Raw genomic sequence first — 23,040 nt, 5'->3', positions numbered from 1 at the left:
CCACAAGATCTAAGGACAAAGACTCATGAGCAACCCAAATACCGCCGCCCTGTCCGCAGCCGGCGTATCCATCTGGCTCGATGACCTCTCCCGCGAACGCCTAACCTCCGGTTCACTTGCCACCTTGATCGAAGAAAAGAACGTTGTTGGGGTCACCACCAACCCGTCGATCTTCCACGCAGCGCTTTCCAACGGCGAGTCCTACGCGGCCCAGATCGCCGAGCTTGCTGCGGCTGGCCTGAACGCCGAGGCTGCAGTCTTCAAGATCACCGGTGAAGATGTCACCAACGCGTGCGACCTGTTCGCACCGATCTACGCGTCGAGCAACGGCGTTGATGGCCGCGTCTCCATCGAGGTTGACCCACGCCTAGCACGCAATACCGCCGAAACCATTGCCGAAGCCAAGGAGCTTTACGCCTTGGTGGGCCGCGAAAACGTGCTGATCAAGATCCCAGCAACCGTCGAGGGCCTCGAAGCCATCGCCGAAACCCTGGCCGCCGGCATCTCGGTCAACGTGACCTTGATCTTCTCGCTTGAGCGTTACCGCGCGGTCATCAATGCGTTCATGACCGGGTTGGAGCAGGCCAAGGCCAACGGTCACGATATTTCCAAGCTGCACTCGGTAGCCTCGTTCTTCGTTTCCCGCGTGGACACCGAGGTCGATGCACGCCTGGTGTCCATTGGCACCGAGGAAGCCCTGGCCCTGCGGGGTCAGGCCGGCCTGGCCAACGCCCGCCTGGCCTACCAGGTCTACGAGGAATCCTTCGCCTCCGAGCGCTGGAACGTTCTGGCAGCCGCCGGTGCCAACGCCCAGCGTCCACTGTGGGCCTCCACGGGCGTAAAGGATCCGGCGCTGCCGGATACCTTGTACGTCACCGGGCTGTGCGCACCAAACACGGTTAATACAATGCCGGAGAAAACCCTGTTGGCCACCGCGGATCACGCAACCATCGTGGGCGATGAGGTGACCTCTGCTTTCGCTACCTCCAACGTGGTGCTTGATGCACTTGCAGCCTTGGGCGTTGATTACAACGATGTTGTGAACAAGCTTGAGGTTGAGGGTCTTGAAAAGTTTGAGATTGCCTGGAACGAGCTGCTCACCGATCTTGATGCCTCGCTGACCCAGGCGGTAAGAAAATGAGTGAACTTGGTTTCATAGCCACCGGTGCCGCGCAGGCGGCCATCGAGGCTCATGTACCGACTCTTGTTGCCGATGCCGTGGCAAGCCGCATTGCCGCCAAGGATGCCACCTTGTGGGGTGAGGCAGCACAGGCCGAGGCGAGCATTCGACTCGGTTGGGTCGATGCCGCACTGAACTCTGCAGCCTTGGTACCGCAAATCCTTGCACTGCGCGATGAACTACGTGCTGAGGGAGTGAATCGCATTGTGCTTGCCGGCATGGGCGGTTCCTCGCTGGCACCGGAGGTCATCTCCGCAACCAACGATGTTGAGCTGGTTGTCTGCGATTCAACCGAACCGGAAATGATTGCCGGGATCCTTGCCGATCGCTTGGCAACCACCGCGCTGGTGGTTTCCTCCAAGTCCGGTTCCACGGTTGAAACCGATTCGCAGCGCCGCGTCTTTGAACAAGCGTTCAATGATGCCGGTGTTGATGCCGCACGTCGCATCATCGTTGTCACAGATCCCGGCTCCCCCATGGATGCCGCATCCCGTGCCGCCGGATACCGCGCGGTGTTCAATGCCGATCCGAATGTTGGTGGACGTTATTCTGCGCTCACCGCATTCGGGCTTGTCCCCACCGGTCTTGCCGGTGTAGACATCGAGGCATTCTTGGAAGAAGCGGCTGCCGCCGCCGAATTCCTGGCCGAAGATGATGAGGACAATATTGCCCTCGCGCTGGGTGCCGCCATGGCAGGCACCGATCCGCTGCGCAATAAGCTGATCTTCTCCGATGAGGGGTCGGGGCTTGTTGGTTTCGCCGATTGGGCCGAACAGCTCATTGCCGAATCCACCGGCAAGCTTTCCACCGGTGTGCTGCCGGTGGTTGTTGAGGAACATGCTCCGGAAACCACGAACCCGGCGGCAGATCTGCTGCAGATTCGTTTGGTTGCCGATACCGGGCTGCTGTCCGATGATGACATCGACGCATCTGCCGCATCGGTCTGTGTCTCTGGTTCGCTCGGTGCACAGATGCTTTTGTGGGAATACGCAACAGTGATTGCCGGACGCCTACTGGGTATCGATCCGTTTGATCAGCCAGATGTTGAGGCGGCCAAGGTCGCGGCTCGCGCGTTGCTTGAGGCAACTCCGGAGCCGGTTCCGGCCGTGCTGATTGAGGATGCCATCGAGGTTCGTGCCTCGGCTGGCTTGCTTGATGGCGTCAGCGATCTGAGCGGTGCCGTTGCGGCATTATTGGCTGCGCTGCCCGAGGATGGGTACCTGAGTGTTCAGGCCTACCTTGACCGCTTTGGCGATGCAGCCATCGAGTCGGTCCGCCCGGCCCTTGCCGCAATCACCAATCGTCCGGTGACCTTCGGCTGGGGCCCGCGCTTCTTGCACTCAACCGGTCAATTCCATAAGGGTGGTCCGCGCGTCGGCGCCTACCTGCAGGTGACCGCGGAGTCGAGCATGGATCTAAGCATCCCGGAACGTCCCTTCACCTTTGGTGAATTGATCTCCGCACAGGCCTCGGGCGATGCAAATGTGCTGGCCGACCTCGGTCGACCGGTATTGCGCTTGCACTTCCGTGACAAGGAAGCAGGGATCGCACAATTGGATAAGATCATAGCGGGGCTGGCTTCGGCCTAACACCCCACACAAACCCACAAAATGGTGGGTACTTACGAAAACAGTTCGTTGGTACCCACCATTTGTGCAGTAACACCACCTACACTTCACCGGCTCACTCCACAGTTGAAGGCGCATTGAACCGCATGCTTGATACCTCTCCCGGCCCCCGGCCGCCGCACACCAACCCGCTTCGCGATCGCCGGGACAGGCGGCTTAACCGTATTGCTGGTCCCTCCGCGTTGATCTTTTTCGGCATTACCGGGGACTTGGCCCGCAAAAAGCTCATGCCAGCTGTCTATGACCTGGCAAACCGCGGGCTGCTTCCACCCAACTTTGCAGTTGTTGGATTCGGTCGACGCACCTGGAGTGCGCACGACTTCGCCGATCAGGCCCGCGCCTGGGTCATCGACCACGCCAGAACCCCCTTTAATGAGACGGTCTGGGAGCAGCTTTCCAGCGGATTCCGTTTCATCTCCGGTGGTTTTGACGACGATGATGCCTTCATTAATCTCAAGGCAACGCTCGATGAGCTTGCTACAACCCGCGGCACCGGGCACAACCACGCCTTCTACCTCTCCATCCCGCCAAACTCCTTTGAGGTGGTTTGTGAGCAGCTCTCCAAGCATGGGTTGGCCAACGACGATTCGGATGATTCGGGTTGGTCTCGCGTGGTCATTGAGAAGCCCTTCGGGCACGACTTGGCTTCCGCGCGCGAACTTAACGCGATCGTCGAATCGGTCTTCCCGCCCGATGCTGTCTTCCGCATCGACCACTACCTGGGCAAGGAAACCGTGCAGAACCTGTTGGCGTTGCGCTTTGCCAACCAGCTTTTCGAGCCGCTGTGGAACTCCAAATATGTTGATCACGTGCAGATCACCATGGCCGAAGACATTGGCATTGGTGGCCGTGCCGGCTACTACGATGGTGTGGGCGCGGCGCGCGATGTGATCCAAAACCACCTGCTGCAGCTACTCGCTTTGACCGCCATGGAAGAACCGATCAGCTTCGATGCCGATCACCTGCGCAGCGAAAAGGAAAAGGTGCTCACCGCGGTGCGGCTACCTGCGGATCTGGCCTCCGCCAGTGCCCGCGGTCAATACACCTCCGGGTGGCAGGGTGGCGAGAAGGTTACAGGCTTCCTCGATGAGGAAGGCTTCAACCCGGCCTCCAAGACCGAAACCTATGCGGCGATCAAGCTGGAGATCAACACCCGCCGCTGGGCGGGGGCACCGTTCTACCTGCGTGCGGGTAAGCGTTTGGGCCGCCGCGTCACCGAGATTGCAGTGGTCTTCAAACGCGCACCAAATATGCTCTTCCAGGACCACTCGGATGATGAGTTCGGCCAAAATGCCATTGTGATCCGTGTGCAGCCCGATGAGGGTGCCACCATCCGCTTTGGTTCAAAGGTTCCGGGCACCCAGATGGAGGTGCGCGATGTGACAATGGACTTTGGTTACGGTCATGCGTTCACCGAATCCTCCCCCGAGGCCTACGAACGATTGATCCTCGATGTGTTACTCGGCGAGCCACCACTGTTCCCCAGACATGAGGAAGTCGAGCAGTCCTGGCGCATCCTTGACCCGTTTGAGGAGCACTGGGCCGCGTTGCCCGAACAGCCAGAACCCTATGCACCTGGCTCCTGGGGACCTGCATCCGCCGATGAATTATTGGCCCGCGACGGAAGGACGTGGCGTCGGCCATGATCGTCAATCTCGAAAATACCACCACCTCCAAGATTTCCAAGGAGCTGGTAATGATGCGTCAGGCCCAGGGTGTTGTTGCGCTTTCCCGCGTGCTCACCTTGCTGGTCATCACCCGTGACGGGTTTGAGGAAGACGCAATTCACGCAGCCAACTTGGCAAGCCGCGAACACCCCTGTCGCATCGTCGTAGTGGTTAAGGGAAAGCCCACCGGGGATACCCGGTTGGATGCCGAAATTCGTGTGGGTGGCGATGCAGGTGCCGCGGAGGTCATCGTCTTGCGCACCTTTGGTGCCGAGGCCCATGTCGATGAGGCACTAGTCTCCGGGCTCTTGCTGCCCGATGCTCCGATCGTTGCTTGGTGGCCACACGGTGTGCCCAAGGACGCTTCGCAAACCCCGCTGGGGAAGATTGCGCACCGCCGCATCACCGATTCCGGTGCCGAGGCGGATCCGCGCAAGGCGCTGTTTACGCTCGCCGAATCCTATAAGGCAGGTGACACGGACCTGGCCTGGACCCGGCTGACCTTGTGGCGTGCCCAGCTTGCTGCGGTCTTTGACCAGCTAGACCCGGCCGAGGTCACTGCGGTCACCGTCAAGGGGGCCGTTGATTCACCCTCCACGGTACTGCTTGCCGCATGGCTGACGTTATGTCTTGATGTTCCTGTCACCATTGCCTCGTCCCCCGAGGGCACCGGGGTCCGCTCGGTGCGTTTTACCCGTGAGCGCGGCGATGTTGAGCTGCACCGTCCGCTGGGCGATGTTGCAGAGTTGTATCAACCTGGCCAAAAGCCACAGCTGATTTCCCTTCCGCAACGTCCCGTTGCCGATTGCTTGGCCGAAGAAATGCGTCGCCTCGACCCCGATGAAGTATTTGGGGAAGTGGTGCGCGTTGGCCTGAAACGAACCAATCTAAGGAGCATCCGTCCAAGTGAACGCTGAGACCCTTGCAACTAAACGCCATGTGGTGATCCACCCGGATCTCTCCGCCACGGCACAGGGCCTTGCCGCCCGGCTGATCACCGCAATCCTTGATGCGCAGGCATCCCGGGGGGAGGCAAGCATTGTGCTCACCGGCGGCACGCTGGGCATCGCCTCGCTGAAGGCGGTTGCCGAATCCCCGGCGCTTTCTTCGGTTGATTGGTCACGCGTGAACTTCTACTGGGGCGATGAACGCTTCGTCGCGAATGATTCGACCGATCGCAATGCCGTGCAGGCCGAGGTGCTACTTTCGACACTCGATGCCCATGGTCTTGATCGTGGGCGGGTGCATGCCATGGGTTCAACCGATGACTTCGCAACACCCGAGGAGGCAGCAACGGCGTACGCGCAGGTGCTAGCCGAGGAGGCCGGCAACGAGGGTGGAGCCACGCTGCCGATCTTCGATGTGTTGATGTTGGGCATGGGTCCGGACTCGCATATTGCTTCGCTCTTCCCGGATCATGTGGGCGCCACCATGACCGGCACCCCTGTCATTGGCGTACACAACTCCCCCAAGCCGCCACCGCTGCGCGTCTCGCTGACCTTTGAGGCGATCAATACAGCCCGGGCGGTATGGCTTGTGGTTGCCGGTGCCGATAAGGCTCCGGCCGCCGGTGTAGCGCTGGGTGCTGCGGCATCGCGTGAGCGCGTGCCGGCCTCCGGTGTGCAAGGTACCGAGGGTACCTGGTGGCTCATGGACAGGGCAGCCGCAGCACTGATCTAAACGAACGCTTTTTCCGTTCAACCAAGTGGTCGGCGTGCTGAGCCGAAGATTCTTCTTCTGCTCCTGGTGTGCCGGCCACTCTGGCTTAACTTACCGGTTTGATGAAAGCGAAACTTGATGGATCACATAGTTCTCGGCCTGCTCGGTGGCCTGCTCGGCGCCGTATATCTCACCTTCTTTTTCGGCGTGCTACACAGCAAATCCTGGTTCGGGCTATTCCTCTTTCTAGGTATGTCACTTATCACGGCACTGCCCAGCAAGTTTGAGCTCTCATGGCTTCCGGATCCCACAAGAATCTTGGACTCCTGGGGGCTCAACGCCAGCGCCGACTTATCCGGACCGGGCGTTTTGAGCCTCTTGCTGAGTATGGTTGGTGGTGTTGTTCTTGCGTACTTTAGCGGTTTGATCAAGCTTGTCAGCCGGTTCATCGATCGGTTCTCGGCAGCAATCGCCGCGCGCTTTAGACGCCCAGAGAATCCCATGAATTCTGCCCGGAACTAATTGGAAATAGAAAAGCGAAGGACGAGTTCTCCTCTACTCAAGGAAAATCGTCCTTCGCTCGTTTCTAGTCGATCAAGGATCGGTTAGAAACTCAAAACTAGGATTCGATGCTGAAGCGCATGACTAGGCCGAGTCCGATAATGACTATGCCCCAGCTAACACCAAGAATGATGGTAATGCGGTTCAGGTTACGTTCGGCAACACCGGAGGAGCCCAACGAGCTGGTCATACCGCCACCGAACATATCTGACATGCCGCCGCCGCGTCCCTTATGCAAGAGGATCAGCAACGTAAGCAGCAGGCTGGTGATTCCCAGAAGTACCTGCAAAACAATCTTGATGGCGTCCATCATTGCCCTTCAATCAGCTGGCGTCGATTAATCGGTCACCAGGTGGTGCTCGAACCTAACAATATTAGCAAACTCTGCGGCGTCCAGGCTTGCCCCTCCGACCAACACGCCGTCAACGTCCTTTTCGGCAAGGATTTGCGCAACATTTGAGGCCTTAACTGAACCGCCATAAAGCACACGAACCTTTGAAGCTACTTCGTCACCAAAGAGGCTTGCAAGTTCCACACGAATCGCCGCACACAACTCCTGAGCGTCTTTCGGACCTGCAACTTCACCGGTACCGATGGCCCATACCGGTTCGTAGGCAACCACCAGGGTCGCCGCCTGTTCGGCGCTAACTCCGGCCAAGGAACCACGCAGTTGCTCCAGGGTGTATTGCACGTGGGTTCCGGCCTGGCGAATCTCCAGCCCCTCACCGACGCACAGCACCGGGGTCAGCCCGTGACGGTAGGCCGCGGCGATCTTGGTAGCCAGCAGCTCGTCTGGCTCGTTGTGTAGGGCACGACGCTCGCTGTGGCCCACCAGCACGTAGCTGCAGCCCAAGCGAGAGAGGAACTGCCCGGAAATCTCTCCGGTGTAGGCTCCAGAGTCGTGCGCGGAAAGATCTTGAGCACCGTAGAGCACCGGAAGATCGTCGCCCATTTTCAGTGTCTGCACGCCACGCAGGTCGGTGAATGGCGGGAAGACGGCAACCTCAACGCGGTCAAAATCGTGTTCGGCATCGGCAAGCGTCCAGGCGAGCTTCTGGAAGAGTGTGATGCCCTGGACATGGTCCATGTTCATCTTCCAGTTGCCGGCGATCAGCGGCTTACGGTCAAATGCACCGTTGGTTTTGCTGGTCATGCGTTTCCTTCCAGGGCCGTGAGGCCCGGCAGCTCCTTGCCCTCGAGGTATTCAAGGGAAGCACCGCCACCTGTTGAGATATGTCCAAAGTCATCGTCGTGGAATCCTAGGGTGCGCACCGCGGCAGCCGAGTCGCCGCCGCCAACCACGCTGAATGCCTCGGATTCGGCCAAAGCGCCAGCAACGGCACGGGTGCCTCCAGCGAAGGCGGGGATCTCAAAGACGCCCATCGGGCCATTCCAGAACACCGTGTTGGCGCTCTTGATGTAGCTGGCGAAGTTTTCGCCGGAGACCGGGCCGATGTCCAGGCCCAGACCGGTGGCGCCAAAGGCACCGCCTTCGATGTTATCTGCGGCCAGTACCTCGTACTCGGCATCCGCGCCAAACTTGGAGGCAACCACCACGTCGGTGGGCAGCACGATGTCGCAGCCTAGTTCCTTGGCGCGCGAAAGGTATCCGCGGCAGGTTTCCAGCTGGTCTTCTTCAAGCAGCGAACCGCCAACCTCGTGGCCCTGGGCCTTGAGGAAGGTGAAGGCCATGCCGCCACCGATCAGCAGGTGATCTGCCCGGCCCAACAGGTTGTCGATGACCGCAAGCTTGTCGGAGACCTTTGAGCCGCCCAAAACCACCACGTAGGGGCGCTTGGGTGCCTCGGTGAGGGTCTTGAGGACCTTGACCTCGGTGGCAACCAGGTCGCCCTGGTAGGCAGGGAGCAGTGCAGCAATGTCAAAGACTGATGCGTGCTTGCGGTGAACGGCGCCAAAGGCATCGTTCACGTAGGCACCGTTGGTACCGGCCAGGGCAGCAAATTCCGCTGCAAGCGCGGCGCGTTCGGTGGCGTCCTTGGAGGTTTCGCGGGCGTCGAAGCGCACGTTTTCCAGCACGAGCACTGCACCGTCGGTTAGTTCCTCGGCAAGTCTCTTGGCCGATTCACCCACTACATCGGTGGCAACACACACGTCGAGGCCGGAGATTGCGGCAAGCTTGGTCGCTGCCGGAGCGATTGAGTATTTGGGGTCTGGTTCGCCCTTGGGGCGGCCCAGGTGTGCCATCACGATGACGCGGGCGCCGGCTTCTGCCAGTTTCTGCACCACGGGGATGGAGGCGCGTACACGCCCATCGTCGGTGACGGTAACGCCATCGAGCGGTACGTTCAGGTCACTACGGACCAGAACGTACCGCCCGGCGACACCGTCGGCGAGTAATTCGTCGAGAGTGTGGGAAGTCATGAGACTAGGTTATCCGACTCGCGGAGACTAACCGAGTCGCGCGCCGACGTATTCGGTGAGGTCAACAAGGCGTGAAGAGTATCCCCACTCGTTGTCGTACCAGGCAACCACCTTGACGGTGGAGCCAATCACGGTGGTCAAACCCGAATCGAAGATCGCCGAGTGCGGGTCGGTGACGATGTCGGTGGAGACCAGCGGATCTTCCGAGTAGAGCAGGTAGTCCTTGAGCGGACCTTCCTCGGATGCCTTCTTGAAGGCGGCATTGATCTCTTCGACGCTAGCTTCGCGGGCCAGGGTAACGGTGAGGTCGGTTGCCGATCCCGTGGGTACCGGTACGCGCATTGCGTAACCGTTAAGCTTGCCCTTGAGTTCCGGGAGCACCAGGCCAATGGCCTTGGCGGCACCGGTGGAAGTGGGGATCATGTTCAGCGCTGCGGCGCGAGCACGGCGTGGATCCTTCTTGTGGGGGGAATCCTGCAGGTGCTGATCCGCCGTGTAGGCATGGATAGTAGTCATCAGCCCATCAACGATGCCAAACTGGTCGTTGAGGACCTTGGCAACGGGGCCCAAGCAGTTGGTAGTGCATGAGGCGTTGGAGATGATGTGGTGCTTATCGGCCTGGTACTTCTCGTGGTTGACACCCATGACGATGGTGATGTCTTCCTTGGAAGCCGGTGCGGAAATGATGACCTTCTTGGCACCCGCCTGCAGGTGCTTTTCGGCGTCCGCTGCCTTGGTGAATAGGCCGGTGGATTCGATGACAACATCTACGCCTAGCTCGCCCCAACCCAGCAGCGCCGGATCTTTCTGCGAGAGAACCTTAATGCGGTGCTTTCCTACAACGATGAATGCGCCATCGACGCTGACATCTTCGTTGAGACGGCCGAGAATCGAATCGTATTTGACCAGCATGGCCAGATCGTTGATCGAACCGAGATCGTTGACTGCGACAATTTCAATGTCTGCGCCCTGGGCTAGGCTGGCGCGCAGGAAATTGCGTCCAATGCGTCCGAAACCATTAATGCCAACACGGGTAGTCACGTGATTTTCTCCTTGACAGAGTGGTGTTGCCACTGCCGCTGGAGGTGTCCTGCAAATGATTGCGGACATACATGACGGAGTGGCTTGGAAAAAATGACACTCCGTTGTGTCGCCGACCTTGTGATCGGCCGAGTTTTTTCGGGTCTCATGACATAGGCCGTGAGACCCGAAAAACACGTTATTTCTATCTTACGCTATTTCAGCGTTTGATGTGATGGGAATAACCTCCCATCGAAGCAATTATTACTTACCGGGGACGATCAAAGTCTTTGCACCGGCACGAGCAGCCTCAAAACGAGCCGAAACATCGGCCCAGTTCACAATGTTCCAAAAAGCCTTCACATAATCGGCCTTCACGTTCACATAATCCAAGTAGAACGCGTGCTCCCACATATCAAGCATCAACAACGGAGTCGTCGCCACCGGAACATTACCCTGCTGATCGTAAAGCTGCTCGATGACCAACTGGCCACCCAAGCCCTCAAAACCAAGCAAAGCCCAACCCGAACCCTGCAAACTCATCGCAGCAGCGGTGAAGTGCGCACGGAAAGCATCAAAAGAACCAAACGCGTCATCGATCGCCGCAGCCAACTCACCCTCCGGCTTATCCCCACCCTCGGGAGACAAGTTGTTCCAGAAAATCGAGTGGTTGGTGTGACCACCCAAGTGGAACGCCAAATCCTTGGACAGCTTCGGGATGTTCCCAAATTCGCCCTTCTCACGAGCCTCGGCCAACTGCTCCAACGCAGTATTCGCCCCAGCAACATACGCAGCATGGTGCTTAGAGTGATGCAACTCCATAATCCGCGCCGAAATATTCGGCTCCAACGCCGCGTAATCGTACTGCAGCTCAGGCAAAGTATAAATAGCCAAAATGACTCCTCATTCTCGTATGCACCCAAAACTTAGATGCATTAATCGTGGGTACTGCATCTCCGCATTCAAGCGGAAAATCTGTGGCTGACTAGTTCTCCAGCACATCTAGGGGAACGCTGGCCTCGGTGCCAGGTATTCCCAATTCGACTGCCCGCTTATCTGCCATGGCCAAAAGCCGGCGAATGCGCCCGGCAATTGCATCCTTGGTCATGACCGGATCCGCCATGCGTCCCAGCTCGTCAAGGCTTGCTTGCTTGTGAGCCACGCGGAGAGCACCGGCGTATTTCAGGTGCTCGGGAACCTCGTCGCCAAGGATTTCTAGGGCACGCTCAACGCGGGCACCTGCGGCTACCGCTGCTTGGGCGGAGCGGCGCAGGTTTGCGTCATCGAAGTTTGCCAGGCGGTTTGCCGTGGCACGTACTTCCTTGCGCATGCGCCGTTCTTCCCAGACCATCAGTGCATCGTGTGCTCCCATGCGGGTGAGCAGTTGGGCGATGGCTTCGCCGTCACGGATGACAACGCGGTCAACGCCACGTACCTCGCGCGCCTTGGCAACTAGGCCTAAACGCCTGGCGGCACCCACCAGTGCGAGCGCCGATTCCGGTCCCGGGCAGGTGATTTCCAGGGCGGAGGATCGTCCGGGTTCGGTCAGTGAACCGTGCGAGAGGAAGGCTCCGCGCCAGACGGCCTCGGCGTCTGCCGTTGAGCCGTTGACGATCACGGAGGGTAGGCCGCGTACGGGTCGGCCGCGGCCGTCGAGTAGTCCGGTCTGGCGGGCCAAGGCCTCGCCGTCGCGCACCACACGCACCACGTAGCGGTTGCCGCGTCGTAGTCCCCCGCCGGAAACCACAAGGATTTCCGAGGAGTGACCGTAAACTTCGGCGATGGCGGCGCGCAAGCGGCGCGCCGTGGAGGCGAGGTCTACCTCGGCCTCGATGACAATGCGTCCAGAGATGATGTGAAGTCCGCCGCAGAAACGCAGCATGGTGGATACTTCTGCCTTGCGCTCGGATGATTTCCGAATTTCAAGGCGGGACAGCTCATCCTTGACGGAAGCCGTCAGTGCCATGGATTGTTTCCTAACTGCTGGGCTCGTCTGTATCAAACGTAGTAAAAACGTCGTGGTATGCGGCGGCTAGTCGCAGTGGATCGTGGACCGCGCGCCCTGAACCAACCCCTACTTTACCGAAAAACGTGCGGGCGCCTAGTTTCGCCGCCGCACGGGTAAAACTCTCATGATCCGAAACCATTGAAGGATCCGCTAAAACCGCGTCAATGCGCAGGTCAGGAGCGTAACGTGAAATGACATCCAAATGTGCCGCGGCATCCATACCCACCGTCTCACCGGTGTCTGTGGCCAGATTCATGGTCAGCAGGGTGCGTGCGGTTGTTGATTCCAATGCTTGGAGCATTTCTGGCAAGAGCAAATGCGGCAGTACCGAGGTGTACCAGGAACCTGGACCTAGTACCACCCAATCGGCAAGTTCAATGGCTTCGAGGGCTTCGATGCAGGCAGGTGCATCGGCAGGTTCGAGGCGCACATTTGAGACAAGTCCACGCTCCCCCGCCGTTGCGAGTTTCGCCTGCCCGCTGATGTGCCGTCGGCGCAACCCTTCGGCTCCGGTGTCCTCGAGCACGTCTCCGGTAATTGTCAGCGGGACCGTGCTCATAGGCAGTACCTGGCCGCGCGCCCCCAGCAGTGCCCCGGCCCAGCGCAAACCCGCGACCGGATCCTTGAGCAGTTCCCAGAGCGCCACAATAAGCAGGTTTCCCACGGCGTGCTGGTCAAGGCTTTGCGCCGAGTCCGGGTCCGAGGTAAAACGGTGCTGCATGACATCGCGCCAGGTCCGCCCCCAGTCGGTATCATCACACAAGGCGGCAAGCGCCATACGTAAATCTCCGGGTGGGATAACTCCGAGCTCTTCGCGTAGCCGCCCGGAAGACCCCCCATCGTCGGCAACCGTAACAATTGCCGTCAAGTCGGTGGTCAGTCGGCGCAGCGCCGAAAGTGACGCGGAAAGCCCGTGACCTCCGCCGAGCGCAACAACACGTACCAGCTTGTTATCCTCGGTCGATCGGGAGGGTGGCTGGATGGGAATGGGACCGGTGAAAAAAGCCATGAGCCGATACTACTCGCGGCCCAGATCGCGGTGGGTGACGTTTACCGTCACGCTTGGCAGCTGGGCCAGCCGGCGCCCAATTTCCTCGGCGGTGGCCACCGAACGGTGTTTGCCGCCGGTGCACCCGATGGCGATTGTTGCATAATGCTTGTTTTCGCGGCGGTAGCCCTCGAACACTGGTTCCAGCGAGGAGATGTAGCGTTCAATGAATTCGCCGGCGCCCTTGGCTTCAAGCACGTAGTCGGAGACCTGTTTGTCCTTGCCAGTGTGCGGGCGCAGTTCCGGGACCCAGTGCGGGTTGGGGATGAAACGCACATCGGCTACGTAGTTGGCATCCGTGGGTACCCCGTATTTGAAGCCGAAGCTCATCACGTTCAGGCGTAGCACGATGGGGCCGGACTCGGAGAAGAGTTCGGTGATGGAGCGGGCAAGATCGTGGACCGAGAATTCGGTGGTGTCAAGGACGATTTCAGCGCTTTCCTTCAGTTCGGTAAGCACCTCGCGCTCCTTGTTAATGCCGTCGACGATGCGACCGTCTTCCTGCAGCGGGTGCGGACGACGGCCCTGTTCAAAGCGACGGACCAAGAGGTCATCTGCGGCATCGAGGAAGAGGATGCGGTATCCAACTCCCGCGGCGCTCAAAGACTGCAGGGCATCGCGTAGTTGCGGGAAGAGCGATTTGGAACGTACATCCATGACCACTGCAAGCTTGGGGATGGACCCGCCTGAGTGCGCGACGATCTCGGTGAGCATGCCAAGCAAGGCAGGTGGCAGGTTCTCCACCACGTACCATCCCTGATCTTCAAGTGCGTGAGCGGCTGTGGTACGACCGGCACCGGACATGCCGGTAACAATCAGGAGTTCGGACTCTGGGGGTTTCACTGGAGAAAGCTCGGTGGTCATACCCCCTAGCCTAGTCGCCTCGGGCCCTCAAGACGCTAGTCAAGCACCTCTCCGGTGGTCATATTCACAGCTGGCTTAGTATCTGCCAACTTCGCAAGGGACTCGTGGATGTTCTGCGCAAGCACCGGGCCCACGCCGGGAACCTCGGTGAGCTCCTCGATGGTTGCGGCGCGCATCTTTTTCATTGAGGAGAAATGTTTACGTAGCGCCTCGCGCTTGGCCGGACCCAGTCCGGGGATTTCATCGAGTACCGAGGTCATCATGGACGCCGAGCGCTTCTTGCGGTGGAAGGTAATGGCAAAGCGGTGCGCCTCGTCTCGCAATCGCTGCACCAAGTAGAGCGCATGCGAGGCGCGTGGCAGGATCACCGGGAATTCATCATCCGGTAACCAGAGCTCCTCGAGTCGCTTGGCCAGGCCCACCACGTAAATATCGTCGATCCCCAAATCGCTCAGTGCGCGGGTTGCTGCATCAACCTGCGGTGGGCCACCATCGACGATGACCAGCGAGGGCGGGTAGGCAAACCGTCGGCTCGGGGCCTTTTCCGCCGCATCGGAAATGTCAATTTCCCCGGAGACCATCGGCACCATGTTTTCGGATTCTTCAAGGTAGTTCTTGAAGCGGCGGGAGATCACGTCATACATTGAAGCTGTGTCATCGCGCGCAGCCTCACCGGTGATTGAAAATTTGCGGTAGTCGGCCTTTTTTGGCAGTCCGTCCTCGAAGACCACCATGGAGGCCACCACGTTGGTGCCCTGAGTATGCGAGGCGTCGTAGCATTCGATGCGCAGCAGCGGGGAGGGCAGTCCCAGAGCGTCCTGCAATTCCTGCAGCGAGGCCGAGCGGGTGGTCAGGTCCCCGGCGCGTCGGGACTTGTGCAGGCGCAGGGATTGTTCGGCATTTTCACGCACGGTTTCGGCCAACGTTGCCTTATCCCCGCGCTGTGCCACGCGCAGCGAGACGGCCGAACCGCGGCGCTCGTGCAGCCACGTTGAGAGCTCGTCGACATTTTCCGGGAGCACCGGGACCAGCACCTCGCGTGGGATCCGATCGTCTCCGGCGGATTCACCATAGACCTGAGTGAGCAGGTGTTCGATGAATTCTTCGGGGGTTGAGTCCTCGACCTTTTCCACGACCCAACCGCGCTGACCGCGGATCCGTCCGTTGCGCACATGGAAGACCTGCACCGCTGCCTCGAGTTCGTCCTCATGCACCGCGAAGATATCTGCCTCGGTGTCATCGGCCAACACCACTGCATTGCGTTCAAAGACCCTGCGTAGTGCGGCAATGTCGTCGCGGTAGCGGGCCGCTTGCTCATATTCGAGTTCCGCAACGGCACCGGCCATCTTGGTTTCGAGTTCTTTAATAAACCGGGTGCCTTCTCCACCCATGAATTGGCACAGGTCGGCCGCGAGTTGTTTATGATCCTCCGGGCTGATGCGGCCCACACAGGGGGCTGCGCACTTGTCGATATAGCCCAGCAGACAGGGCCGCCCGGAAGACTGGGCCCGGTTGAACACTCCTGCGGAGCAGCTGCGCACCGGGAAAACGCGTAGCAGTGTGTCGAGGGTTTCGCGGATGGCTTTGGCCGGGTAGAACGGGCCAAAGTACTTGGTGTCCTTGCGCTTATCTCCGCGCATGACCAACGCGCGCGGGTATTTCTCCCCCATGGTGACAGCAAGGTATGGGTAGGTCTTATCGTCACGGAAGACGATGTTGAAGCGCGGGTTGTATTCCTTGATCCAGGTGTACTCGAGTTGCAGCGCCTCGAGCTCCGAGCCGACAACCGTCCATTCCACGGAGACCGCGGTGTGCACCATGGTGTGAGTCTTGGGGGTGAGCGTTGCGGGGTTGGCAAAGTAGGAATTTAGTCGGGAGCGCAGCACCTTGGCCTTGCCGACGTAGATGACCCGCCCCGTTTCATCACGGAAGCGGTACACACCAGGGTTTAGTGGGATATCCCCGGTCTGCGGCCTGTAGCTTTTTGGATCTGCCACAAAAACTCCCTCCCTACGGATTGCTGCCGGTGGCTATTCGATGACGGGCGCCTGGTTGTAGGCGTCTACGCGTTCCTGACCACTGAGTTCGGCAATGGCATCGACAATTTGGTCGGTTGCGGCACGGCGCTGCGGAAGCGGATGTTTGCGGCCTAGGTGCTCAAATTGCAGTGGCTTACCAAAGGCCAGCGTGAAATGGTGTGGCTTGATAGTGTTCTTGCCTGCAGGCTGCAGATTTTCGGTGCCAATCAGGCCTACCGGTACCACCGGTGCGCCAGTGGTCAGTGCCAACCAGCCCACGCCGGTGCGGCCGCGGTAGAGCTTACCATCACGCGAGCGGGTGCCCTCCGGGTAGATGCCGATGCCACCGCCGGCCTCAAGAATGTCAACGAGCGATTCAAGTGCGGCAACCGAGGCGGCCTGCTCTCCGCGTTGCACCGGGATAGAACCCACGGATTCGAAGAAGGTCTTCATGACCTTTCCTTTGACTCCTGGGGTTGTGAAGTACTCGGCCTTGGCGAAGAATGCCACATCACGTGGGGTCAGTGCCTGGATGATGATGGAGTCAAGGAATGAGAGGTGGTTTGAGGCGATAATGACCGGCCCGGTGCGTGGAACATTTTCCAGCCCGGTGACGGTCGGGCGGCAAAGACCCTTAAGCATGCCGCGAATTGAGGAGCGGGTCATTGTATAAAGGCTCACTTGGCGCGCGCTCCTTCCGTGAGTGTTTCTAAGATTTGTTGACGAATTGCTTCGGCCGTGTGGCTGCCAAGCAGTAACCCGGCCAACTCTGCCGGGTCTTGGGCGTGGGCACCGACTCCGGCGGCGTCCAGCTCACCGTCCAGGGCAAAACCCCAGTCGGCTCCAATGGAGGCCATATTATTCTGGTGTGCCGCCTCGATGTCATAGAGCCGGTCCCCGACCATGACGCATTCATCGGCGGCTAACCCGTGGGTTTCTAGCACTGCCGCAACGATGTGTGCCTTGGACGATGAGGTTCCATTGCCTTCATCGGCATTGCCAAACACGCCGTCCACGGCATCGCTGAGTCCCTGAACCTCAAGTAGTTCGCGGGCAAGATGCGTGGGTTTTGCGGTTGCTACATAGAGCTTCATGCCTGCGGCGCGGAGCGCGGCCAGAACTTCGGGGATCCCGGGGTAGGGACAAGAATCGGCCATGCCGGTGGCCGAATATACCGCACGGTAGTCGGCAATCAGCTTTTCGATATGGTGTGGCTGCACGCCATCGATCTCGGCAAGTCCGAGGGTCAGCGGCGGGCCAATGAGGGAACGAAGCTTGTCTTCACCCGGGTCCGGTATGTTCGCGAGGCTAAGCGCGTGGCGGATTCCCGAGGTGATGGCCCCGGCCGGATCCACAAGGGTTCCATCGAGGTCAAGCAATACGGCGGAGGGAGCAATCATCACTGTCGTATTCTCGCATGAACTGGGAGTATTCGTCGTACAAGTATGCGCTAAACGGCATACTTGCACGACGAAATCGGCTATCCCAGCAGTGGAGCGAGGAACTTTCCGGTGTAGCTACCCTCGACCTTGGCAACCTGTTCCGGGGTACCTGTGGCAATGATTTCCCCACCGCCACTTCCGCCCTCGGGGCCCAGGTCGATCACCCAGTCGGCCGACTTGATCACATCGAGGTTGTGTTCGATGGTGATCACCGTATTGCCCTTATCGACAAGTCCCTGCAGGACCAGCAGCAGCTTGCGAATGTCTTCGAAGTGCAGGCCAGTGGTGGGCTCGTCGAGCACGTAGATGGAGCGGCCGTTTGAGCGCTTCTGCAGCTCGGCGGCAAGCTTGACACGTTGCGCTTCACCGCCCGAGAGCGTGGTTGAAGCCTGTCCTAGGCGCACGTAACCCAGTCCGACATCCACCAGTGTGCGCAGGTGGCGGGCGATCGGGGTGAAGGCAGCGAAGAATTCGGCACCTTCTTCGATAGGCATATTCAGCACGTCGGCAATGGATTTGCCCTTGTAGTGAACCTCAAGTGTTTCGCGGTTGTAGCGTGCCCCGTGGCAGACCTCGCAGGGTACATAGACATCGGGCAGGAAGTTCATTTCGATCTTCAACGTGCCATCGCCCGAGCAGGATTCGCAGCGCCCGCCCTTGACGTTGAAGGAGAAACGACCCGGCAAATAGCCACGCACCTTTGCTTCATTGGTCTCCGCAAAGAGCTTGCGAATGTGGTCAAAAACACCGGTGTAGGTTGCCGGGTTTGAGCGTGGGGTACGCCCAATGGGTGACTGGTCAACGTGAATAACCTTGTCAAGGTGCTCAAGGCCCTCAACACGGGTATGCCGTCCCGGGACCTGCTTGGCGCCATTGAGCTTATTGGCAAGCACCTTGTAGAGCACGTCGTTGACGAGCGTTGACTTACCGGAGCCGGAAACACCCGTCACTGCCGTCAAGACACCCAGTGGGAAGCGTGCAGTGACGTCCTCAAGGTTATTTTCGCGTGCCCCTACGACCTTGACCTCACGCTTTTTGTCGATCTTGCGGCGCTTGGCAGGAATCTCAATCTTCCTACGACCCGAAAGGTAATCACCGGTAATGGAGCGAGTGTTCTTTTTTAGATCTTCTAAGGATCCCGAGTGGACGACCTCTCCGCCGTGTTCGCCGGCTCCGGGCCCAATGTCGACGATCCAGTCGGCTTCGGCAATGGTGTCTTCATCGTGTTCAACGACGATCAGTGTGTTGCCCAGCGAGCGGAGTCGCGTGAGGGTTTCAATGAGGCGCCGGTTATCGCGTTGGTGCAAACCAATCGAGGGCTCATCGAGCACATAGAGCACACCTACGAGGCCGGAGCCGATCTGGGTTGCCAAACGGATACGCTGAGCCTCGCCACCGGAAAGCGTTCCCGCGGCGCGTTCGAGGTTCAGGTATTCCAGTCCAACATCTAGTAGGAAGCGCAGGCGTGCCTGGATTTCCTTCAGCACCTGATTGGCGATCTGGGCTTCACGACCCGTGAGCACCAAGTTTTCGAGGAATTCGGAGCATTCACGCATCGGCATCGCAGAGACGGCCGCGATGGATTTGCCATTGATCAGCACCGAGAGCGATGCCGAGTTCAGTCGAGCACCATTGCACTCGGGGCATGGGATTTGGCGCATATATTCCTCGTACCTATCACGTGCGTGATCGGATTCGGTTTCCATGTGCTTGCGGTGAATGTATTGGACTACGCCCTCAAACCCTGTTGAGTATTTGCGTTCGCGTCCAAACCGGTTCTTGTACTGGACAACAACCTTGTGGTCCTTGCCGTGCAGGATTGCGGTGCGGGCAACAGCCGGGAGCTTTTCCCAGGGGGTTTCGAGGGTGAAGTCCATTTCATTGCCCAGACCTTCGAGCAAACGGTTCCAGTATTCGCTGGTGGCAACGCCAAGCGACCATGGCGCGATGGCGCCCTGTCCCAGCGGCATCTGCACATCGGGAATGATCAGATCTTCATCGACCTCGAGACGTGTACCAATACCGCTACAGGCGGGGCAGGCACCGAAGGGATTATTGAAGGAGAAGGAACGCGGTTCAATCTCGTCAATGGCCAACGGATGCTCGTTGGGGCATGCGAGGTGTTCGGAAAAGGCGCGGACGCGTCCGTCATCTTCCGGATCTAGATCAACAAAGTCGATCAGCACGCGGCCCTCGGCCAGCCCGAGTGCTGTTTCGATCGAGTCGGTCAGGCGCTGGCGCACCGTGTCATTGATGACCAAGCGGTCAACCACGACCTCGATGGTGTGCTTGAACTGTTTGCCCAGCTTGGGCGGATCCGAGAGCTGGATGGTTTCGCCATCGACCCGGGCACGGGAGTAGCCCTTGGCGCTCAGTTCCTTGAACAAGTCAACGAATTCGCCCTTACGTCCTCGTACTACGGGGGCCAGAACCTGGAAGCGGGTCTTGGTCTCAAGTTCGAGTAGTTGGTCAACGATCTGTTGCGGGGTCTGCTTGGTAACCGCCTCGCCACAAACCGGACAGTACGGACGTCCAACGCGGGCCCAAAGCAAGCGCATGTAATCGTAAATCTCGGTGATGGTACCCACCGTTGAGCGCGGGTTTTTCGAGGTTGACTTCTGGTCAATGGAGACCGCCGGGGAAAGCCCCTCAATGAAGTCAACATCGGGCTTGTCTACCTGACCCAGGAACTGACGCGCATAGGCGGAGAGGGATTCGACGTAACGTCGCTGCCCTTCGGCAAAGATCGTGTCAAACGCCAACGATGATTTACCGGATCCCGAAAGACCGGTAAAGACGATCATTGCGTCGCGGGGTAGGTCAAGGTCGACATTGCGTAGATTATGCTCACGCGCTCCCTTGACCACCAGCCGGGTCAGGTCGTGCGGACGGTCGATTTCAAGAGAGCGAGAAGTAGCCACTCGATTATGCTAATCGAAAACTACTTCGAATGGCGTGTAGGTGTGAGCAAAAAGACCGAACTTTTCTAAAGCTGTGAGCTGAAGGCCGCTTTTACATAGGCAAGTGCGGCCCGTTCGCCAATCCCCCAGCGTGTTGCAACCGCAGCGAGTTCGGAAGCTGCATCAGCAACTGCTATTGAACCTTCGTCATCGGTTGCTTGCACGATGGTTCCATGACGGCCACGCGTGACGACCGCGCCACCGGCTTCGAGCTCTTTGTAGACCTTCGCTGCAGTATTTACCGCAAGGCCAAGTTGTTCGGCGAGCGCTCTGACCGATGGAAGCTTGGTTCCGGCCTTGAGCTTTCCTTTGGAAATTGCGGTGAGGATTTGCTGGCGCACCTGTTGGTAGGGAGCCGTTTTGTCCGTTGAATCCACGCTAATGAATGCCAGCGGGTTGCTATCCATGAAGTTGGTCCTTAGGTGAAGGGAATGGAACGTGTCTCCACCCTATCCGTTGGGGTCGTTGTTGGGTCATAGGATGGTTCCCATGAGCAATATTTTCTATAACTTGGATGACGTGACCGTTCGTGGGATCAGCGTTTCTGAAATGAGCAACAATATTTATCTGGTGACCTCGAAATCCGATGGTGCGCAGTTATTGATTGATGCTGCAGATGATGCGTCGGCCATCCATGAGCTTATTGCAAGCTCCGCGTCTGACGCGTTGGTTCCGACGACCCTCACGGGCATCGCTACGACACACCAGCATTGGGATCATATCCGGGCGCTGCAGGAAATGACTGTTGCAACTGGTGTGAGGACCTTGGCCGGAGCCGAAGATGCGCAAGGCATTTTGGAAGGTTCAACGGTAACTACCGATGTTGCGTTGGGTCACGGAGACACGGTTGACGTGGGAGCGGTAAGCCTTCAGTGTGTTCACCTGCGTGGTCACACACCGGGATCCATTGCTTTTGTACTACGTGACAGCGGGGGCACCGTGCTGATCTTCAGTGGTGATTCGCTCTTCCCCGGTGGCGTGGGTAATACCGGTGAGGACCCTCAGCGTTTTGCCTCGCTGGTTGATGATGTCACCGAACGAATCTTTGGTGTGTATGCGGATGAAGCGATAGTACTGCCCGGACACGGGCGTTCTACAACTCTGGGTGCAGAACGCCCGCATCTAGATGAATGGCGCATTAGAGGTTGGTAGTTTCAGCCAGTTAGGTGGTGTCGAGTGGTCTTTTATCTGGATCATCCGACCCTGGTAGCGGGGGTGCCGTTGACCGGTAGATTTGACCGCTTGGGGTTTTGATTTCGATGGTGTGGCGGGGGCCTTCTAAAACTCGTTCCTCCCACCCATCGATTTCTTTGGTGTTATTACACCTTTGACATCGTCCATCACAATTTTCAAGGCTGGATTCTCCGCCCCGCGCAGCTTGATAAACGTGATCAAAGTGCTTAATGGGCGCCGTGCAATAGGGTGTCCTACAATATTGGTCACGCATGGCAACCAATTGCTTGAGCTTGTCTGGGAATCGCCGTGCTTTGGAATCCAAGGCAATAAGTTCGCCGGTCGTTGGTGCGGTAAACAGGCGGCGAATCCAGATCTGAACCTGCGATTCTTTCCTGTCTCCTCCGGAAATCAAGTATCTTGCATATTCCGCAGAAATCACGCCGTAACCGCTAAGGTAAGCCGGCTCGCTATCCCCTTGGAACAGCGTTCGGTCGGTCATGATCAGAGTTACGTTTACGGGAGATTTTTCGCAGGGTTGTAGCCCAGCAGCTCGGTCAACGAGAGTATCGGCGGCAACTTGCATATTCGTCCGTCGATCATCCTTATCGCGCTTCTTATCGGTTTCTCGTTGGAGCGCCTGCTTCAGGATTACGCCCTTTTCAATTGGGAGTTCGCCAGAGAATCGCATTGCTGCCCGGTCGGGAGTTTGCCAAAACCTGATATGCCTGTCATGCAAGGCTTTTGCGTGACGGTCCATCTGATCGGTGTTGTCGACCGCGAGGACTACTCGCTTGACCCGGTCCGTGAGGTCGTTGAGGCCTACGCCTTGGAAACTTTCGGGGTCATCCATGAATTCAGCGTCAAGAAGTTCCCTATCGAATGGATCAAGATTCTTGGTTTCGGAGACAATGATTTTTGCCATCTTTTCGTTGATGGTGCCCAGTTGAAGGGCGGCAAAGGTGCAGGGCATGAAGCTGAGCATGTCGCGTGAAAATCCGAGGAATTCTGACCCCTTGGTTGGAGCTTCCATCTTTGCTAAAGCAACTTCGGAACCAACACCATAGTTTGGATTAGCCGCGTATTTGCTTTCTTCGTGATGGCGCGTGATGACTTGTTGCTCCAGAGCCCAGGTTTCTCTGGTCTGTGCCGCGGCGAGTGCGGATTTCGTTCGCTCAAGTTCGGCAATTCGGGAAATCCTGTCACCCTCGGTGAGATTTTCTTGCGGTAAAGCCGCTGTAACGGCTCTGACCGCTTCTAAGAATTCGGGTACTCTATCGTTTGATCTTTCGATGTTGCGTGCCGAAGGGTTTCGACGAAGTGGTCGCTGAGGGAGCATTGTATGCCCCGCGAGAATGTCACCGGCCTCCTCGACTGTGAGGTAGGTAGGCATCGATTCTTCGTCTTCGAAACCTTCGAACATACATACT

21 protein-coding genes are annotated in these 23,040 nt (G+C 58.5%); 7 read left to right on the top strand and 14 right to left on the bottom strand.

The window, feature by feature from the left end:
• Positions 1 to 25 precede the first annotated feature (25 nt).
• The 6 genes from tal to CQ018_RS07565 all read left to right on the top strand — a co-directional run bounded on the left by tal (position 26) and on the right by CQ018_RS07565 (position 6,656).
• A complete protein-coding gene (gene tal / locus CQ018_RS07590) occupies positions 26 to 1,141 on the top strand; it encodes a transaldolase (protein ID WP_105549407.1) in 1,116 nt (371 codons plus the stop codon).
• The gene (locus tag CQ018_RS07585) at positions 1,138 to 2,769 is read left to right on the top strand and encodes a glucose-6-phosphate isomerase (RefSeq protein ID WP_105549406.1); all 1,632 of its coding nucleotides are present in this window, start codon (positions 1,138 to 1,140) and stop codon (positions 2,767 to 2,769) included. Before tal ends, CQ018_RS07585 begins: the two co-directional genes overlap by 4 nt.
• 125 nt (positions 2,770 to 2,894) lie before the next feature.
• A complete protein-coding gene (gene zwf, locus CQ018_RS07580) occupies positions 2,895 to 4,454 on the top strand; it encodes a glucose-6-phosphate dehydrogenase (RefSeq protein ID WP_105549405.1) in 1,560 nt (519 codons plus the stop codon).
• A complete protein-coding gene (locus CQ018_RS07575; RefSeq protein ID WP_105549404.1) occupies positions 4,451 to 5,392 on the top strand; it encodes a glucose-6-phosphate dehydrogenase assembly protein OpcA in 942 nt (313 codons plus the stop codon). The genes zwf and CQ018_RS07575 overlap by 4 nt, the downstream gene beginning before the upstream one ends.
• Positions 5,382 to 6,155, top strand: coding sequence for a 6-phosphogluconolactonase (gene pgl / locus CQ018_RS07570; RefSeq protein WP_181149783.1), 774 nt, complete (start codon positions 5,382 to 5,384; stop codon positions 6,153 to 6,155). Before CQ018_RS07575 ends, pgl begins: the two co-directional genes overlap by 11 nt.
• Before the next feature lie 117 nt (positions 6,156 to 6,272).
• On the top strand, positions 6,273 to 6,656 hold the full coding sequence (locus CQ018_RS07565; RefSeq protein ID WP_105549403.1) for a hypothetical protein: 384 nt from the start codon (positions 6,273 to 6,275) through the stop codon (positions 6,654 to 6,656).
• A gap of 97 nt (positions 6,657 to 6,753) precedes the next feature.
• Here CQ018_RS07565 and secG read toward each other — a convergent pair whose 3' ends face one another.
• The 13 genes from secG to CQ018_RS07500 all read right to left on the bottom strand — a co-directional run bounded on the left by secG (position 6,754) and on the right by CQ018_RS07500 (position 20,844).
• A complete protein-coding gene (gene secG, locus CQ018_RS07560) occupies positions 6,754 to 7,005 on the bottom strand; it encodes a preprotein translocase subunit SecG (protein ID WP_105549803.1) in 252 nt (83 codons plus the stop codon).
• A 27-nt stretch (positions 7,006 to 7,032) separates the two neighbouring features.
• The gene (gene tpiA / locus CQ018_RS07555; protein ID WP_105549402.1) at positions 7,033 to 7,848 is read right to left on the bottom strand and encodes a triose-phosphate isomerase; all 816 of its coding nucleotides are present in this window, start codon (positions 7,846 to 7,848) and stop codon (positions 7,033 to 7,035) included.
• Complete coding sequence (locus CQ018_RS07550) at positions 7,845 to 9,077, bottom strand: phosphoglycerate kinase (protein WP_105549401.1); 1,233 nt, start codon at positions 9,075 to 9,077, stop codon at positions 7,845 to 7,847. Before CQ018_RS07550 ends, tpiA begins: the two co-directional genes overlap by 4 nt.
• A 27-nt stretch (positions 9,078 to 9,104) precedes the next feature.
• The gene (gap, locus tag CQ018_RS07545; RefSeq protein WP_105549400.1) at positions 9,105 to 10,118 is read right to left on the bottom strand and encodes a type I glyceraldehyde-3-phosphate dehydrogenase; all 1,014 of its coding nucleotides are present in this window, start codon (positions 10,116 to 10,118) and stop codon (positions 9,105 to 9,107) included.
• A gap of 243 nt (positions 10,119 to 10,361) precedes the next feature.
• Positions 10,362 to 10,991: a superoxide dismutase gene (locus CQ018_RS07540; protein ID WP_105549399.1), complete on the bottom strand. Its 630-nt coding sequence runs from the start codon at positions 10,989 to 10,991 to the stop codon at positions 10,362 to 10,364.
• Between the two features lie 91 nt (positions 10,992 to 11,082).
• Positions 11,083 to 12,063, bottom strand: coding sequence for a DNA-binding protein WhiA (gene whiA / locus CQ018_RS07535; RefSeq protein WP_105549398.1), 981 nt, complete (start codon positions 12,061 to 12,063; stop codon positions 11,083 to 11,085).
• Between the two features lie 10 nt (positions 12,064 to 12,073).
• Complete coding sequence (gene yvcK, locus CQ018_RS07530) at positions 12,074 to 13,114, bottom strand: uridine diphosphate-N-acetylglucosamine-binding protein YvcK (RefSeq protein ID WP_105549397.1); 1,041 nt, start codon at positions 13,112 to 13,114, stop codon at positions 12,074 to 12,076.
• 9 nt (positions 13,115 to 13,123) lie between these two features.
• Positions 13,124 to 14,017 carry an RNase adapter RapZ gene (gene rapZ / locus CQ018_RS07525; RefSeq protein ID WP_105549396.1) on the bottom strand — a complete coding sequence of 298 codons (894 nt, stop codon included), beginning with the start codon at positions 14,015 to 14,017 and terminating at the stop codon, positions 13,124 to 13,126.
• 35 nt (positions 14,018 to 14,052) lie between these two features.
• Positions 14,053 to 16,014, bottom strand: coding sequence for an excinuclease ABC subunit UvrC (gene uvrC, locus CQ018_RS07520; protein WP_105549395.1), 1,962 nt, complete (start codon positions 16,012 to 16,014; stop codon positions 14,053 to 14,055).
• A 33-nt stretch (positions 16,015 to 16,047) separates the two neighbouring features.
• Complete coding sequence (locus tag CQ018_RS07515) at positions 16,048 to 16,701, bottom strand: 1-acyl-sn-glycerol-3-phosphate acyltransferase (RefSeq protein WP_105549394.1); 654 nt, start codon at positions 16,699 to 16,701, stop codon at positions 16,048 to 16,050.
• 11 nt (positions 16,702 to 16,712) lie between these two features.
• Positions 16,713 to 17,435, bottom strand: a complete 723-nt coding sequence (locus CQ018_RS07510) for an HAD hydrolase-like protein (RefSeq protein WP_105549393.1) — start codon at positions 17,433 to 17,435, stop codon at positions 16,713 to 16,715.
• Between the two features lie 80 nt (positions 17,436 to 17,515).
• Positions 17,516 to 20,398 (bottom strand): excinuclease ABC subunit UvrA, encoded by a 2,883-nt coding sequence (gene uvrA, locus CQ018_RS07505; protein WP_105549392.1) that lies wholly within the window; start codon positions 20,396 to 20,398, stop codon positions 17,516 to 17,518.
• A gap of 65 nt (positions 20,399 to 20,463) precedes the next feature.
• The gene (locus CQ018_RS07500) at positions 20,464 to 20,844 is read right to left on the bottom strand and encodes a GntR family transcriptional regulator (protein WP_105549391.1); all 381 of its coding nucleotides are present in this window, start codon (positions 20,842 to 20,844) and stop codon (positions 20,464 to 20,466) included.
• A gap of 82 nt (positions 20,845 to 20,926) precedes the next feature.
• On the opposite strand from CQ018_RS07500, the gene CQ018_RS07495 reads away from it, so the two are divergent.
• Positions 20,927 to 21,589, top strand: a complete 663-nt coding sequence (locus CQ018_RS07495; RefSeq protein WP_105549390.1) for an MBL fold metallo-hydrolase — start codon at positions 20,927 to 20,929, stop codon at positions 21,587 to 21,589.
• A gap of 10 nt (positions 21,590 to 21,599) precedes the next feature.
• Here CQ018_RS07495 and CQ018_RS07490 read toward each other — a convergent pair whose 3' ends face one another.
• Positions 21,600 to 23,033, bottom strand: coding sequence for a DUF222 domain-containing protein (locus tag CQ018_RS07490; protein ID WP_105549389.1), 1,434 nt, complete (start codon positions 23,031 to 23,033; stop codon positions 21,600 to 21,602).
• Positions 23,034 to 23,040: the final 7 nt, after the last annotated feature.

The sequence above is a fragment of the Arthrobacter sp. MYb227 genome (genome assembly GCF_002975435.1).
GTDB lineage: Bacteria > Actinomycetota > Actinomycetes > Actinomycetales > Micrococcaceae > Paeniglutamicibacter.
This window is presented reverse-complemented; position numbering and strand designations above follow the sequence as displayed.